Source organism: Dietzia sp. MNB45, assembly GCF_051994785.1.
Lineage (GTDB): Bacteria > Actinomycetota > Actinomycetes > Mycobacteriales > Mycobacteriaceae > Dietzia > Dietzia kunjamensis.
This window is the reverse complement of record NZ_CP163397.1, coordinates 2159902-2175016: the sequence shown is the minus strand read 5'-3', so window position 1 is coordinate 2175016 and position 15115 is coordinate 2159902. Positions and strand designations below refer to the sequence as shown.

Below are 15115 nucleotides of genomic sequence, written 5' to 3'. Positions count from 1 at the left end.
GGAACCAGATGACGACGAGGGGGGCGTCGGTGCGCCGGCGGGGTGCCGCCGCGGTGTGCGCCGCGCTGGCCCTCGTCGTCGTCACCGGGTGCGTCGCCGACCCGCCCCCACCGGCGGTGGTGGGCGAGGAGCGCACCGACGGCGCGTCGGTCACCCTCACGGAGGACGGTCTCCTGCTCGCACTGAACCGGGTGGACCCGGGGTTCAACCCGCACCTCCTGGCCGACCAGGGCGTGGACACCGACCTCGTGGCCTCGCTGCTGCTGCCCAGCGCGTTCGTCCCGGGCCCCGGTGGCGAACAGACGCTCAACCGGGATCTCCTGGTCTCCGCCGCGCGGGTCCCCGGGGCCCCCTCGACCATCCGGTACACGATCGATCAGCAGGCGCAGTGGTCTGACGGTGTCCCCGTCGCGGCCGAGGACTTCGAGTACCTCTGGCGGCAGATGACCACCCAGCCCGGCGTGGTCGATCCGGCCGGGTACGAGAGGATCGTGGAGGTCCGTTCCGGTGCTGGCGGCAAGGTCGTCGACGTGGAGTTCGACGTCGTGCCGGAGCACTGGCGGGGCCTGTTCACCCACCTCCTCCCCGCGCACATCCTCAAGGGTGCGCCCGACGGGTTCCAGGGTTCGATGCAGTTCCTGCCCGTGACGAGCGCGGGTCCGTTCATGGTCCGCACGGCCGACATCGGCCGGGGGCAGATCGAATTCGTGCGCAACGACCGGTACTGGGCCCGCGCGCCCGAGGTCGACCAGATCGTCGTGCGACGGGCCACCGGAGCCGGCCAGCTCGGGGAGTCGCTGAGGGGCGGTCCCGGGGTGATGGCGATCGTCTCGGCGAACCCGGTGGCGGCGGACGTGGCCGCCACGGTCCCGGGAGTGACCACCGCGCCCCTGGAGAGCGCGGCCCAGCTCGAACTCGGGCTGAACACGGTCGCGCCGGCGGTGGCCGATCCGGCGGTCCGTCGCGCCGTGGCCGCGGCGATCGACCCCGAGGTGGTGGGGCGCATCGTCACGCGGGAGGCCGATCCGTCCGTGTCGTCCTTCCCGTTCCCCGCGGGATCGGCCGATACCGTCACCGCTGACGCGGACGCCGTCGAGCGCGAGCTGGGCGACGCCGGCTTCACCCGCACGGGCACGCGCTGGCGACGTGACGGGACCCCGCTGGCCGTGACCCTGGGGGTCGAGGGCGCGGACGAGCGGGCCGTGACCGCTGCCTACACCGTCGCCGACCAATTGCGCTCTGCGGGGATAGGCGCCCGGGTGTGGGAGCTGGACGCGACCGCCCTGTACGCGGACGCCCTCCCGCACGGGCTCGTCGACGGCGTCGTGGGCTGGCAGCGGACCGACGGGCGGCCCGAGGTCGCCGCGGTGTCGCGCTTCGCCTGCGCGACCCCCCCGGCCGCCACCGGGACGACGACCGCGGTCCCGTCCCGCACGCCGACGACCGTGTCGAGCCTCATCCCGCCCGACCCGGACACGGGGGAGACCCCCGATCGACGGACGAGTGCCACCACCACCGTCACCACGACGCCCACCACCCCCTCGCGCACACTCGGCCGCGGCGCGGCCGCGCGGGCCGGTGACGTCACCGGAGTCTGTGACCCCGAGATCAACCGGGCGCTCGGCGTGGCGGGGCCGGGAGGTCCGTCCGGTCAGGGCGCCCCGCCCGCCCCGGGTGCCGCGGTCGATCTCGCCGCCGCGGGCGACAGGGTCGCCGAACTGGCCCTGCGGGTGCCGCTCGTTCGGCCGGCCCTGCTTCTGGCGGCCGACGGGGTCGACGTGAGCGGGACGGAGCCGGCCCGCGACGACCCGGACCAGAGGCCGGCCACCGACGTGTTCGACACCGCACCCGCCTGGAGGAGGACCGGATGACACCGACCACCGCGACCCCGCCCGCCGACGGCGTGCGCGCCCTGTTCGTCCACGCCCATCCCGACGACGAGGCGATCACGACCGGCGGCACGATCGCCGCGCTGGTCGCCGCCGGTGCCGACGTCCGGGTCGTCACCTGCACGCTCGGGGAGGAGGGCGAGGTACTCGGCGAGGAGTTCGCCGGCCTCGTCGCGGACCGCGCCGACCAACTCGGCGGATACCGGATCGGCGAGCTGTCGGGTGCCCTGCGTGCCCTCGGGGTCGACCGCACCCGCTTCCTCGGCGGCGCCGGCCGGTGGCGCGACTCCGGGATGGCGGGGACCCCCTCGGCCGACCACCCGCGTGCGTTCGTGCAGTCGGGCAGGGAGGCGGTGGACGAGGTGGTGGCCGTCCTCGACGACTTCAGGCCCCATCTCGTGGTGACCTACGACCCGCGGGGCGGCTACGGCCACCCCGACCACATCCGGGCCCACGAGGTGGTGCACGCCGCCATCGAGGACGCCGCCCACCGGCCGGAGCGTGTGGCCTGGACGGTCACCGCGCGGTCGGAGACCACCCGGACCCACCCTGCGCCGCCCGCGCACCTGCGGCACCCGGAGTCCGGCGAACTGCCGTCCGTCCCGGACTCGAGACTGACCCATCGCGTCCCGCTGGACGACGCCGACTACGCCGCCAAACTGGCCGCCCTGACCGGACACGCCACCCAGCTCGAGCTGGTGCCCGGCCCGGAGGGGGAGCCCTGGTTCCTCGCCCTGACCAACGGGGTCCTGCAGTCCGTCCCCCAGGTGGAGTGGTACATCGCCCGTGACCGCGCCGAGGACGACGGGCCGTACGTCACGTGCCCGGCCGGGTCGGCGCACCTGCTCGACGGGCTGGGCGGGGAGCGACCATGACAGCCGCGGCGCAGGGCGCGCAGGGGGCCTCCGTGGTACCGCGTGCGCGGGCGGCTTCCGTCGCCGAGTTGGGGACTGCGCTGGTGCTGCTCGCGATCGGTGCGGTGGCAAGCTGCGTGCTCGCCTCGGCGTGGCTGACCATGTATGTCGGTCTCGTGCCGGTCCCGATCAGTGTCCTCGCCGCCGGGGCGTGGTCGCTGTTCCTGGTGCGGGTCGGGTCGATGTGGTCGCAGCGGAAGATCGTGGCGGCGTTCCCCGCCCTCGTCTGGATCCTCACGTTGGTCGCGATCGATCTGGGCCCCGGGGGAGACATGCCCGTGCCGATCGGACTGCGCGGGCTCGCGCTCCTGGTGTTCGGGGGTCTGGTCCCGCTGTGGATGGCCACGCTGTGGCCGTCACCCGCGTCGGACGCCCATCGACGGTGAGACACGGCCCCCGGGCTCTCCGGTGTGGTGCCACACGTCGGTGATCCCCGGCGTCAGCGCCTCGGCGAGCGCCCACGCCTCGTCGGCGTCGATGTCGACCACCGAGTAGACGCCGTTCCCGGCCGGTGTGGCCGCGGAGACGGTCGCGACGCGCGCCGTGCGCTGGAACACCGACTGGGTGACGGTCCAGCCGATGATCCCGTCCGCCTCGAGAACGGATCGCTTGGCGGTCCACGACCCGTTCGAGGTCACCAACACCTCCGGCAGTAGCGCGTGTCCGAGCATGCGGATACGGTCCACCGACAGCACCACGAAGAACACCAGCGCGGCGGGGATGCCCCAGTGCACCCAGATGTCCGCCGACGGGCCCGAGTCGATCCGCACCAGCACGATGATCCCGGCGACGATCCAGAACGGGAGCAGGCCCCGGGTGACCCGCCGACGGGAGGCCTTCCACGGGTGCCGCCGCAGCGGGACGGTCACCGGCGTCTCGTTTCCGAGGATGCGGATCGCCACCCGACGCACGTCCGCGATCGGCGCCTGCGGCAGCAGGGTCGACGCGGTGGCGCCCTTCTTGGTGCCGGTCATGATGGGTTCCAGCCGGCCGCCGCCGAGCATCCGCAGGTAGACCGGCAGCCGCATCTCCACGCCGCGCAACCGGGCCTTGTCGAGGGCGATGTGCTTGCGCCGCAGGATGCCGTTCTGGACGTAGAGCAGCTGGCCCCGGTCGGTCAGCGCGTACTTGCCGTACCGGATGGCGTAGGTGATGATCGCCAGCACCCCGGCGACCAGCCAGATCGCGACCCCCTTGCCGACGAACGCCCAGGGTTGCCCCAGTGAATCCAGCCAGTCGATGGTCCCCTCGACCACCGCCAGGTCCATGATGCGGTCGTGCATGTCGCCCATCTGCCAGGTGATGAGCCACAGGGAGAACAGCACGCCGAACCCGATGAAGGAGAACGGCGCGAACCGCGACCAGGTGACCTTCCACCGGGCGATGTCCTCCCCGTATTTCGACCCCCACTGTTCCTCGTCCTCCACGTCGAGCGAGGGGTCCATGGCGCGTCGGTGTTTGAGGAGCTCGTCCCGCAGCGGGTCGACGAGTGTGGTGTCGATGGCGTCGAGGCGGAACCGCTCGGCGTCCGACTTCCCGGAGTCGGCCCGCCCGGTCCCCACCTCCACGATCGAGACCTTGAGGACCCGGTGGAACAGGTCGGACTCGGTGTCGACGCTCCGGATGCGCTGACGGGCGACAGTGACCACCTGTCGACTGAAGAAGCCCTTCTTCAGGATGATGTGGGTGCGGCCGACCTGATAGCTGGTCGACAGCCACCGCAGGACACCGCTGAGGATCACCAGCGAGACCACGATAATCTCGAACCAGTAGTTGCTCCGGTTGGAGCCCAACCACAGGGAGATGAGGAACAGCGGGAGCAGGCGCGTGAGCATGCCCAGCGGGTACACGAGCAGCATGCGCCAGGACAGGCGCTGCCACGGGGCCTCCGGGTCGATCTTCTCCCCGATCGCGGGTTCGTCGGCCGAGAGGACCTCTTCCGCCGGTTCGGCTTCCGGAGCCGGGGCGATGCCAGCTGAGGTGACGCCCTCGTCGTCGTCGTTCGACCCCGCCGTCACCCCGGCCGCCGTCTCGGGCCCGGTCACGTCCCGTCCTCCGAGTCCAGGTTGGCGATCGCGATGAGGTGCTGGGCCAGCGCCTCGGCGTCGGCCAGGTTGAGCCCGCGGATCTCCACCGTGCCCTGGGCGGACGCGGTGGAGGCGTTGACGGTCGCCAGGCCGAACCACCGCTCGAACAGCGTGCGCGTCGTGTAGACGGTCTGCAGACGGGCCAGCGGCGCGATGCGGAACTGGGTGGTCCACCACCCCTTGCGTGAGCACACCGCCGTGTCCGAGACGTCCCACCGGGCCACGATGTAACGCCACCACGGCGCCACGACGATGCCCATGAACGCGAACGGCACCGTCACCGCCAGCGCCACCCAGTTCCAGAACGCCATGACGTTGTCGCCCCAGAAATACCAGCCGACCTGCAGGCCCGCGAGGACCGCCCAGGACCAGATCCCCTCGATCACGAAGAGCAGCGGCGTGCGCTTCTCGATCCGGTGCCGCGGCGCGGTGACCAGCACCCGGTTGTTCGTCAGCAGCGCATCGCCGGTGTCCGGCAGTTCGCCGCCGGCGTCCCGCTCGTCGAGCGTCGGGCGCGGCGCGCGGAGCGCGTGTGCACCCCCGTCGGCTGCGGCCGGGCTGGACACCAGGGGGTCCCCGTTCGTGCGGAGGGGGACTGCGTGATCGGGCATGACGGTAAGACTAGTGGGCGGGAGCACGCGTCAGGCCCCTGACCACCCGTGGAGCACCGGCCGCTCGCCACGCACGCGAGGTGGGGCATCATCACGGGCATGGATCACGTACCGACCCCCGCCGATCCCCGGCCAACGGCGTCGGCCATGCGGCGCGCCCTGCGCCGGGCCTCCGACGGGCTCACCCTGGACGTCACCGAGGCTGCCGTGCTGCTCGCCGCGCGGGGCGAGGACCTGGCGCGGCTGACCTCCCTCGCCGCGGCCCGCCGGGACGCACGCCTGGTGGACGAGGGGCGCCCCGGGGTGGTGACGTACTCCCGCAAGGTGTTCGTCCCGCTGACCCGCCTGTGCCGGGACCGCTGCCACTACTGCACGTTCGTCACCGTGCCGGGCAGGCTCCGCGCGGCGGGCGAGGGCATGTTCCTCGACCCCGACGAGGTCGTGGACCTGTGCCGCCGCGGCGCGGAGGCCGGGTGCAAGGAGGCGCTGTTCACCCTCGGGGACCGGCCGGAGGACCGTTGGCCCGAGGCCCGGGAGTGGCTCGAGTCCCGCGGCTTCTCCTCGACGCTGGACTACGTGCGCGCCATGGCCATCCGGGTGCTCGAGGAGACCGGGCTGCTGCCGCACCTCAACCCGGGCGTGATGAGCTGGTCCGAACTGTCCACGCTCAAGCCGGTCGCCCCGTCGATGGGCATGATGCTCGAGACCACCGCCACCCGGCTGTTCACGACCCCGGGCGAGTGCCACTACGGCAGCCCCGACAAGGATCCGGCCGTACGGCTGCGCACCCTCACCGACGCGGGCCGCCTCGCCGTGCCGTTCACCACCGGGATCCTCGTGGGGATCGGGGAGAACCGCACCGAGCGGGCGGAGAGCCTGCTCGCGCTGGCAGGGCTCGCCCGCGAGTTCGGTCACCTGCAGGAGGTGATCGTCCAGAACTTCCGCGCCAAGCCGGACACCGCGATGCGCGCCGCGGACGACGCGGACACCGACGAGTTCCTCGCCGCGATCGCCGTCGCCCGACTGGTTCTCGACCCGCGCGTGGCCGTGCAGGCCCCGCCCAACCTCGTCGACCGCGACGACGTGCTGGCCCTGATCGACGCCGGTGTGGACGACCTGGGCGGCATCTCACCGCTCACCCCGGACCACGTCAACCCGGAGCGGCCGTGGCCGCATCTCGACGAGCTCACCGCCGACCTCGCCGCGCGCGGGTGGACGCTCACCGAACGACTGACCGCGCATCCCCGCTACGTCGGTGCGGGAGACGCGTGGATCGACCCGCGGGTGGCGGGCCACGTCCGTGCGCTGGCGGACCCGTCGAGCGGGCTCGCCGTGGTGGGGGACGACGACGAGGTGGTGCAGCCGCAGGGACGGCCCTGGCAGGAGCCCGACGACGACTGGGACTCGAGCGGACGGACCGATCTGCACACGGCGATCGACTCCGAGGGCCGCAATACGGACACCCGGTCGGACATCGGCGAGGCCTTCGGCAACTGGGACGTCATCCGGGCCCGCGCGGCGGAACTGGGGGCGGCGGCACTCGTCCCCGAGCGGGCCGACGCCGAGGTCGTGGCCGCGCTGCGCGCCGCCGAGGCGGATCCCGCCGGCCTCACCGATGAGCAGTACCTCGCGCTGGCCACCGCCACCGGGGACGGCCTGGCCGCCGTCGCGGGGCTCGCCGACCGGATCCGCGCCGACGTGGTGGGGGACACCGTCACCTACGTCGTCAACCGGAACATCAACTTCTCCAACATCTGCTACACCGGTTGCCGCTTCTGCGCCTTCGCCCAGCGCAAGGGTGATGCCGATGCGTTCTCGCTCTCCGCGGCCGAGGTCGCCGACCGGGCGTACGAGGCGTACGTCTCCGGCGCATCCGAGGTGTGCATGCAGGGCGGCATCGACCCGGACCTGCCGGTGTCCGGGTACGCCGACCTGGTCCGCGCGGTCAAGGAGCGGGTGCCGTCCATGCACGTGCACGCGTTCAGCCCCATGGAGATCTCTAACGGCGCCTCGCGGTCGGGCGTGGGGGTCCGGGAGTGGCTCACCGAGCTCCGTGCGGCGGGGCTGGACACCATCCCCGGTACCGCGGCGGAGATCCTCGACGACGAGGTGCGCTGGGTCCTCACTAAGGGCAAACTCCCCGCCTCCGAGTGGATCGACATCGTCACCACCGCCCACGAGGTGGGGCTGCGGTCGAGTTCGACGATGATGTACGGCCACGTGGACACCCCGCGCCACTGGGTGGCCCACCTGCGGACCCTCCGCGGGATCCAGGAACGCACGGGCGGCTTCACCGAGTTCGTCCCGCTGCCCTTCGTGCACCGCAGCGCGCCGCTGTACCTGGCCGGCGCCTCACGGCCCGGACCGACCCGGGAGGAGAACGTCGCGGTCCACGCCCTGGCCCGCATCATGCTGCACGGGGCGATCGACCACGTGCAGACGAGCTGGGTCAAGCTCGGGGTCGCGGGGACGCGGACCATGTTGCGATCCGGCGCCGACGACCTGGGCGGGACCCTGATGGAGGAGACCATCTCGCGGATGGCCGGCGCAGAGAACGGCTCGGCCAAGACCCCGGAGGAGATCGAGGAGATCGCCACCGGGATCGGACGCCCGGTCCGCCGTCGTGACACCGTCTACGGACCCGCCCACCGACCCGTCGGGGTGACCGTCGTCACATAGGTCGATCGGCTCGCGGGGCGGCTTCCGCATCCGCGTGGCCTGTGACATACCATTCAGGTCATACCGCTACGAGGAAGGTGGCTGACGTGACCTACACGATCGCAGAGCCGTGCGTCGACGTGATGGACAAGTCCTGCGTCGAGGAGTGTCCTGTCGACTGCATCTACGAGGGTGGACGGATGTTGTACATCCACCCCGACGAGTGCGTCGACTGCGGGGCGTGTGAGCCGGTCTGCCCCGTGGAGGCCATCTTCTACGAGGACGACGTCCCGGACGAGTGGACCGAGTACAACGCCGCGAACGCGGACTTCTTCGTCGAGCTCGGATCGCCGGGCGGCGCGGCCAAGGTCGGCAAGGTCGACTACGACCACCCGATGGTCAAGGCGCTCCCGCCCATGAACCAGGAGTGACCCCGGTGGTGTCGCGCCCGGAGCGTCGACCGCCCGGGCGCGCGCTCCCGGTGTTCCCCTGGGACACCCTCTCGGACGCCCGCTCGCGCGCCTCCGCCCACCCGGACGGTCTCGTCGACCTCACCGTCGGTACGCCCGTGGATCCGGTCGCCCCGGTGATCCGCGAGGCGCTCGCCGCAGGCTCGGACCGGCCCGGGTACCCCACGACCGTCGGCACCCCCGCTCTGCGGCGGGCCGCGGTTGACGCGCTGGAGCGCCGGTACGGCGTCACGGGGCTCACTCCCGACGCCGTGCTACCGGCGATCGGCACAAAAGAACTCATCGCGGGCCTGCCCGCCCAGCTCGGACTGGGGCCGGGCCACTCGGTCGTCGTGCCCGAGGTCGCCTACCCGACCTATGAGGTCGGCGCACTGCTGGCGGGGGCCACGGTGGTTCGCGCCGACTCGCTCATGCAGCTCGGCCCGTCCTCGCCGACGTTGCTGTACCTCAACTCACCGTCGAACCCCAGTGGCAAGGTGCTCGGCGTGGACCACCTGCGCAAGGTGGTCGGCTGGGCCCGCGACCGCGGCGTGATCGTGGCCTCCGACGAGTGTTACCTCGGACTGGTGTGGGAGGGCGAGGCGCCCTCGATCCTCGATCCGCGTGTCTGCGACGGCGACCACACCGGTCTCCTCGCACTGCACTCGCTGTCCAAGACCTCGAACCTCGCGTCCTACCGCGCCGGGTTCGTCGCCGGTGACCCCGGCCTGGTCGCCGAGCTGCTCGAGGTGCGCAAGCACGCCGGGATGATGATGCCGCTGCCCGTCCAGGCGGCCATGACGCTCGCCCTGGACGATGACGCCCACGAGGCCGAGCAGCGTGAGCGGTACCGGGCCCGCCGTGCACGCCTGCTGCCCGCGGTCGAGGCGGCCGGGTTCCGGATCGACCACTCCGAGGCCGGCCTGTACCTGTGGGCCAGCCGCGACGAGGCATGCCGCGACACCGTGGACTGGTTCGCCGAGCGCGGCGTGCTCGTCGCGCCGGGCGAGTTCTACGGGCCCGCCGGGGCGCGACACGTCCGCATCGCGCTCACCGCCACCGACGCCGCGGTGGACGAGGCCGTGCGCCGACTGGGCTGAGCAGGCCGCCCGCGTCGCCCGGCCGCCCGCGTCGCCCGGCCACCCCATCGAGAAGGACGTTCCGCGCACCGCCTCTCGGGCGATGTGTGCGGAACGTCCTTGTCGACGGAGGGTGACGCCGCCGATGAGCGTCGGCGTCAGTCGTTGGCGTGCAGATCCGCGTTGAGCTCGACGCCCTCGCGCTTCCACGGCACCGCCTCGACGGAACCGGTCAGTGAGTTGCGCCGGAAGAGCAGGTTGTCCATGCCCGAGAGCTGGCCGGCCTTCACGGGCTCCCGCTCGGCCCAGGCGCCCGCCCGGACATCCACCTTCGTGCCGGCGGTGACGTACAGCCCGGCCTCGACCACGCAGTCGTCGCCCAGCGAGATACCGACACCCGAGTTGGCCCCGAGCAGGCAGCGTTCACCGATCGAGATGGTCTCCTTGCCGCCGCCGGAGAGCGTGCCCATGATGGAGGCCCCGCCGCCGACATCGGAATCGGCGCCGACCACGACGCCCGCAGAGATGCGACCCTCGACCATCGACGCGCCCAGCGTGCCGGCGTTGAAGTTGACGAACCCCTCGTGCATAACCGTGGTGCCCTCGGCCAGGTGGGCGCCCAGGCGGACGCGGTCGGCGTCGGCGATGCGGACTCCCGACGGGACCACGTAGTCCACCATGCGCGGGAACTTGTCCACGCCGTACACCGTGACCGGGCCGCGGGCCCGCAGCTTGGCGCGCACCAGCTCGAAACCCGGGACCGCGCACGGTCCGAAGTTGGTCCACACGACGTTGCTGAGCTTGCCGAACAAGCCGTCCATGTTCGCGAAATGCGGCTTGATGAGGCGGTGGCTGATGAGGTGGAGCCGGAGGTAGGCGTCGTAGGCGTCGGCCGGCGGCTGGGTCAGGTCCTCGATCTCCACCCGCACGGCCACCGTCTCGACCCCCCGATCGGCGTCGGCGCCGGTCAGCGGCGACAGTTCGGCGGGTACCTCGTCTCCGGACAGCACCCGGTGACCGCCGGCGGACGCGGCGCCCAGCTCCGGCTCGGGGTACCACACGTCGAGAACGGTGTGGTCGGACGTCAGGGTGGCGATTCCGGTGGCCACGGCTCCATGTGCACTCATGGCCCCGATGCTAGCGGTCTGCCCCGACGGGCACGGGTCACGGGCAACTAGGGTGGGGGCCGTGACCGCCGCCCTCGATCTGACCGCCGACCCGGTCGACCTCACCCGCGCCCTCGTCGACATCCCCAGTCCCTCACGGGAGGAGGATGCGATCGCCGCCGCGGTCCACGACGCTCTCGTCACGACCGTCGCCGGGTTCACCGGGCCCGCCGCCGACCGGACGGAGGTGGTCCGCGACGGCAACCGGGTCCTCGCCCGTACCTCCCGGGGCCTCCCGACCCGGGTCGTGCTCGCCGGACACCTCGACACGGTCCCCCTGGCCGACAACGTCCCGTGCCGGGCCACCGGCGAAGGGACGGATACGGTCCTGCACGGGTGCGGGACAGTGGACATGAAGTCCGGGGACGCGGTGTTCCTGCACCTCTTCGCCGCGCTGGCGGACTCCGACGAGCTGGCGCACGATCTCACCCTGGTGCTCTACGACTGCGAGGAGATCGAAGCCACGGCCAACGGTCTGGGTGTCCTCGAGCGCACGCACCGCGACTGGTTGACGGGCGATGTGGCGATCCTCGGTGAGCCGACCGGCGGGCTCATCGAGGCCGGCTGCCAGGGGACCCTGCGGATCCGGATCCACGCCCGCGGCGTGCGGGCCCATTCGGCGCGGAGCTGGTTGGGCGACAACGCCGTGCATCGGCTCGCGCCGGTGCTGGGGGCACTCGCGGCCTACGAGGCCCGGTCGGTGGACATCGACGGGTGTGTCTACCGCGAGGGTCTGCAGGCCGTCCGCATGTCGGCGGGGGTCGCCGGCAACACGGTCCCGGACGAGGCCTGGCTCGACGTGAACTTCCGATCCGCCCCGGACAGGGACACCGATGCCGCTCTCGCGCACGCCCTCGACGCACTGGGGCTGACCGGTCTCCCACGGGTGGCGGAAGGGGAGACCCCGCTCGCCGAGCCCGGGCTGTCCTGGGAACTCACCGACCTCTCGCCGGGGGCGCTGCCCGGTCTGGGGACCCCGGCCGCGGCGGAACTCGTCCGTGCGGCCGGCGGGCGGGTCCGTGCGAAGTACGGGTGGACCGACGTGTCCCGTTTCGCGGCCCTGGGGATCCCGGCGGTCAACCTCGGCCCCGGCGACCCCGGCATGGCCCACAAGCGCGACGAGTATTGTCCGGCGGCACAGATCACCGAGGTCAGCAGGGTCCTGCGCACCTACCTCACCGGCTAGGGCGGCGAGCGCCCCGGGATCGCGCATGTCCCGGGTACCGCCACTCCCGGCCCCACCCCCAGATCATCGAAGGAGACCCCCGGCCCATGGCCCCCAACGACCCCGTGCACATGCGAGGCCCCGTCCTCGTCCGTCGTGAGAAGGGTGGCGAACACACCACCACCGACCAGCGGCTGCTGGACAAGAACCAGGACACCGACTGGCTGCACACCGACCCGTGGCGGGTGCTGCGCATCCAGAGCGAGTTCGTCAACGGCTTCGGCGCGCTGGCCGAACTGTCGGACGCCGTCAGCGTGTTCGGTTCGGCCCGCACCCGGCCCGGGGACCCGGCGTACGAGCAGGCCGTGGAGTTGGGCCGTGCGCTGGTGGAGGCCGGCTACGCGGTGGTCACCGGTGGTGGCCCCGGGCAGATGGAGGCGGCGAACAAGGGGGCGTGGGAGGCGGATGGCGAGTCTGTCGGGCTCGGGATCGAGTTGCCCCACGAGCAGGGCCTGAACCGGTGGGTAGACCTGGGACTGCACTTCCGCTACTTCTTCATCCGCAAGACGATGTTCGTCAAGTACACGCAGGCCTTCGTGTGCACGCCGGGCGGGTTCGGCACCCTCGACGAGTTCTTCGAGGCCATCACCCTCGTCCAGACCGACAAGATCACCAGGTTCCCGATCGTGCTGCTCGGCGTGGACTTCTGGGCCCCGCTGACCGACTGGATCCGCGGCACGCTGGCGGAGGAGGGGATGATCTCCGCGTCCGACCCCGACCTGTTCCTGGTGACGGACTCCGTGGCGGAGACCGTGGAGTACATCCGCGAGGCCCACCACAGGGCGGCGCTGACGTCCGAGGAGCGGGAGGACCTGTACGGCGAGGAGCACCGCGGGGTCGAGCGGTGACGGCGCCGGTCGCCGGTCGCCGTGTCTGCGTCTACTGCGCCTCCTCCACGTACGACCCGGAGATGCTGGCCATCGCGACGCAGGTGGGGGAGGGCATCGCCAGACGCGGGTGGTCGCTCGTCTCGGGCGGCGGCAACGTCTCGATGATGGGTGCGCTCGCCGAGTCGGCCCGCGCGGGTGGCGCACGCACCGTCGGTGTGATCCCCGAGGGGCTGCGGGTCCGCGAGGTCGCCGACACCGCGGCCGACGAACTCGTCGTCGTCACGACCATGCGGGAACGCAAGCGGGAGATGGAGGAACGATCCGACGCGTTCCTCACCCTGCCCGGCGGGATCGGGACGATGGAGGAGATGTTCGAGATGTGGACCTCGGCGTCCCTGGGCTTCCACCACAAGCCGGTGGTGCTCTACGACCCGATCGGGTTCTACCGCCCCTTGCTGGACTGGGTGGGAGGGTTGGTGGAGGCCGGATTGGTCAAGGACGAGGCGATGGCGAGCCTGGTCGTGTGTGACGATCTCGAGGCCGCGCTCGACGCCTGTGGAGGTCGGGGATGACCGGTGCCGGCGCCGCTCCGGCGCCGGCGCCGGCGCCCACCCTGTGTGGCCGCCCGGTCCCGGTCGACCGCCCGCTGGTGATGGCGATCGTCAACCGTACGCCGGACTCCTTCTACGACCGTGGGGCCACGTTCACCGACACGGCGGCGATGGCGCGGGTCGACGAGGTGGTGGCGGCCGGGGCGGACATCCTCGACATCGGCGGCGTCAAGGCCGGGCCCGGCGACCTCGTCGATGCCGCGGAGGAGACCCGCAGGGTCGTGCCGTTCGTGGAGGCGGTGCGGGTCCGTCACCCGGACGTGCTGATCTCGATCGACACCTGGCGGGGCGAGGTCGCCCGGCGCGCGTTGGCGGCCGGGGCGGACCTGGTCAACGACACGTGGGCGGGGCACGATCCCGGCGTCCTGACCGCGGCGGGGGAGGCGCGCGCCGGGTTCGTCTGTTCGCACACGGGCGGCGCGGTGCCCCGGACGCGGCCGTTCCGCGTGGGGTATGCCGACGTCGTCCGCGACGTGGTCGACGAACTCTCGGCAGCTGCCGACCGCGCGCTGGCGGCCGGTGTCCCGCCGGACGGCATCCTCATCGACCCCACCCACGACTTCGGCAAGAACACCTTCCACGGCCTCGAGTTGTTGCGACGGATGGACGAGATCGTGGCGGTCGGGCACCCGGTCCTCATGGCGCTGAGCAACAAGGACTTCATCGGCGAGACCCTGGACGCGGGCGTGGACGACCGCGCGGAGGGCACCCTCGCAGCGACCTCGGTCGCGGCCTACCTCGGGGCGCGGGTCTTCCGCACCCACGACGTCCCGGGCACACTGCGCGCCCTCGAGATGGTGTCGTCGATCGTGGGGACGCGCCGACCTGCGCGAACCGTACGCGGCCTGGCGTGACTTGCCACACCGCCAGGGGCGGGCCGTGTGCCAGACTGGTCGCGGCGCTAGTCACTACAGGAGGGGAGCACGGGAATGCTCACCATCGTCGTCTACGTGGTCGTCACCCTGGTCGTCGCAGCGGGGCTGTTCGGGCTGTCGCTCGTGGTGTTCGGCCGTTCCGAGGTGTTGCCGCCCGTGGCCCGGGACCACACGGTCACCCACCTGCCGGACGGGGCCCTGGCCGGTGATGATCTCCGGTCGGTGCGATTCGGCATGTCGGCCCGTGGATACACCATGGCAGAGGTCGACTGGGCACTCGAGCAGGCGGCGGTGGAGATCGACCGGCTCCGGGCCCGGTTGGGCGAGGACGTCACCGTGGCCGGGGACGCCGCGGCGAACGGGGCGCAGAACGGGGTGGACGGTCGTCCCGCTACGGCGTCCGGACGCGGCCGGACGCGCTAGAATCGACATCATCCACTCAGCAGTACCGATCGTGGGCACGGGCGCTCGTACAGTGCGCCAACCCGCGGACAAGGACGAAGGGAAACGACTCGATGGCGGCTATGAAGCCCAGGACCGGTGACGGACCGATGGAGGCGGCCAAGGAAGGCCGTGGGATCGTCATGCGCGTCCCTCTGGAGGGTGGCGGGCGTCTCGTCGTCGAGCTGACCCCCGATGAGGCCAAGTCGCTCAGCGAGGAGCTGTCGCAGGCCATCTCCTGATCTCGTCGCCCCACCGATGCCGGCGCATCCGACCCTCG

At 72.0% G+C, this 15115-nt stretch carries 15 protein-coding genes; 12 read left to right on the top strand and 3 right to left on the bottom strand.

What is annotated here, in order from left to right; genetic code table 11:
• Positions 1-8: 8 nt before the first annotated feature.
• Genes AB5G72_RS10395 through AB5G72_RS10385 form a run of 3 tightly spaced genes read left to right on the top strand, consistent with a single transcriptional unit; the run spans position 9 to position 3189 of the window.
• Positions 9-1871, top strand: coding sequence for an ABC transporter substrate-binding protein (locus tag AB5G72_RS10395; RefSeq protein ID WP_259822291.1), 1863 nt, complete (start codon positions 9-11; stop codon positions 1869-1871).
• Positions 1868-2764, top strand: a complete 897-nt coding sequence (gene mshB / locus AB5G72_RS10390) for an N-acetyl-1-D-myo-inositol-2-amino-2-deoxy-alpha-D-glucopyranoside deacetylase (RefSeq protein ID WP_440219816.1) — start codon at positions 1868-1870, stop codon at positions 2762-2764. Before AB5G72_RS10395 ends, mshB begins: the two co-directional genes overlap by 4 nt.
• Positions 2761-3189 (top strand): hypothetical protein, encoded by a 429-nt coding sequence (locus AB5G72_RS10385; protein ID WP_440219815.1) that lies wholly within the window; start codon positions 2761-2763, stop codon positions 3187-3189. Before mshB ends, AB5G72_RS10385 begins: the two co-directional genes overlap by 4 nt.
• On the opposite strand, the gene AB5G72_RS10380 is transcribed toward AB5G72_RS10385, so the two are convergent.
• Both AB5G72_RS10380 and AB5G72_RS10375 read right to left on the bottom strand, forming a co-directional pair.
• Positions 3160-4848 (bottom strand): PH domain-containing protein, encoded by a 1689-nt coding sequence (locus AB5G72_RS10380; RefSeq protein ID WP_440219814.1) that lies wholly within the window; start codon positions 4846-4848, stop codon positions 3160-3162. The genes AB5G72_RS10385 and AB5G72_RS10380 overlap by 30 nt on opposite strands.
• Positions 4845-5501 carry a PH domain-containing protein gene (locus tag AB5G72_RS10375; RefSeq protein ID WP_096905226.1) on the bottom strand — a complete coding sequence of 219 codons (657 nt, stop codon included), beginning with the start codon at positions 5499-5501 and terminating at the stop codon, positions 4845-4847. Before AB5G72_RS10375 ends, AB5G72_RS10380 begins: the two co-directional genes overlap by 4 nt.
• A 99-nt stretch (positions 5502-5600) precedes the next feature.
• Between AB5G72_RS10375 and AB5G72_RS10370 the strand changes: the two genes are divergently transcribed.
• From AB5G72_RS10370 to dapC, 3 genes are all read left to right on the top strand, one after another.
• Positions 5601-8180 carry a bifunctional FO biosynthesis protein CofGH gene (locus tag AB5G72_RS10370; RefSeq protein ID WP_120284352.1) on the top strand — a complete coding sequence of 860 codons (2580 nt, stop codon included), beginning with the start codon at positions 5601-5603 and terminating at the stop codon, positions 8178-8180.
• Positions 8181-8266: 86 nt separating this feature from the next.
• Positions 8267-8590, top strand: a complete 324-nt coding sequence (gene fdxA, locus AB5G72_RS10365; RefSeq protein ID WP_067718452.1) for a ferredoxin — start codon at positions 8267-8269, stop codon at positions 8588-8590.
• 5 nt (positions 8591-8595) lie between these two features.
• Positions 8596-9708 (top strand): succinyldiaminopimelate transaminase, encoded by a 1113-nt coding sequence (gene dapC / locus AB5G72_RS10360; RefSeq protein ID WP_363424538.1) that lies wholly within the window; start codon positions 8596-8598, stop codon positions 9706-9708.
• A 137-nt stretch (positions 9709-9845) separates the two neighbouring features.
• Here dapC and dapD read toward each other — a convergent pair whose 3' ends face one another.
• Positions 9846-10814 carry a 2,3,4,5-tetrahydropyridine-2,6-dicarboxylate N-succinyltransferase gene (dapD, locus tag AB5G72_RS10355; protein WP_067718447.1) on the bottom strand — a complete coding sequence of 323 codons (969 nt, stop codon included), beginning with the start codon at positions 10812-10814 and terminating at the stop codon, positions 9846-9848.
• A 52-nt stretch (positions 10815-10866) separates the two neighbouring features.
• Here dapD and dapE point away from each other — a divergent pair, with 52 nt between their 5' ends.
• The 6 genes from dapE to AB5G72_RS10325 all read left to right on the top strand — a co-directional run bounded on the left by dapE (position 10867) and on the right by AB5G72_RS10325 (position 15077).
• Positions 10867-12039, top strand: a complete 1173-nt coding sequence (gene dapE, locus AB5G72_RS10350; RefSeq protein WP_440219813.1) for a succinyl-diaminopimelate desuccinylase — start codon at positions 10867-10869, stop codon at positions 12037-12039.
• An 86-nt stretch (positions 12040-12125) separates the two neighbouring features.
• Positions 12126-12926, top strand: a complete 801-nt coding sequence (locus AB5G72_RS10345; RefSeq protein WP_067718445.1) for a TIGR00730 family Rossman fold protein — start codon at positions 12126-12128, stop codon at positions 12924-12926.
• Positions 12923-13480, top strand: a complete 558-nt coding sequence (locus tag AB5G72_RS10340) for a TIGR00730 family Rossman fold protein (RefSeq protein ID WP_067718442.1) — start codon at positions 12923-12925, stop codon at positions 13478-13480. The genes AB5G72_RS10345 and AB5G72_RS10340 overlap by 4 nt, the downstream gene beginning before the upstream one ends.
• Positions 13477-14373 carry a dihydropteroate synthase gene (folP, locus tag AB5G72_RS10335; RefSeq protein ID WP_120283646.1) on the top strand — a complete coding sequence of 299 codons (897 nt, stop codon included), beginning with the start codon at positions 13477-13479 and terminating at the stop codon, positions 14371-14373. The genes AB5G72_RS10340 and folP overlap by 4 nt, the downstream gene beginning before the upstream one ends.
• 75 nt (positions 14374-14448) lie before the next feature.
• Positions 14449-14817 (top strand): DivIVA domain-containing protein, encoded by a 369-nt coding sequence (locus AB5G72_RS10330; RefSeq protein WP_067718436.1) that lies wholly within the window; start codon positions 14449-14451, stop codon positions 14815-14817.
• A 92-nt stretch (positions 14818-14909) separates the two neighbouring features.
• Entirely contained in the window at positions 14910-15077 is a 168-nt protein-coding gene (locus AB5G72_RS10325; protein WP_067718434.1) for a DUF3117 domain-containing protein, read from the top strand.
• The last annotated feature ends 38 nt before the right edge of the window (positions 15078-15115 follow it).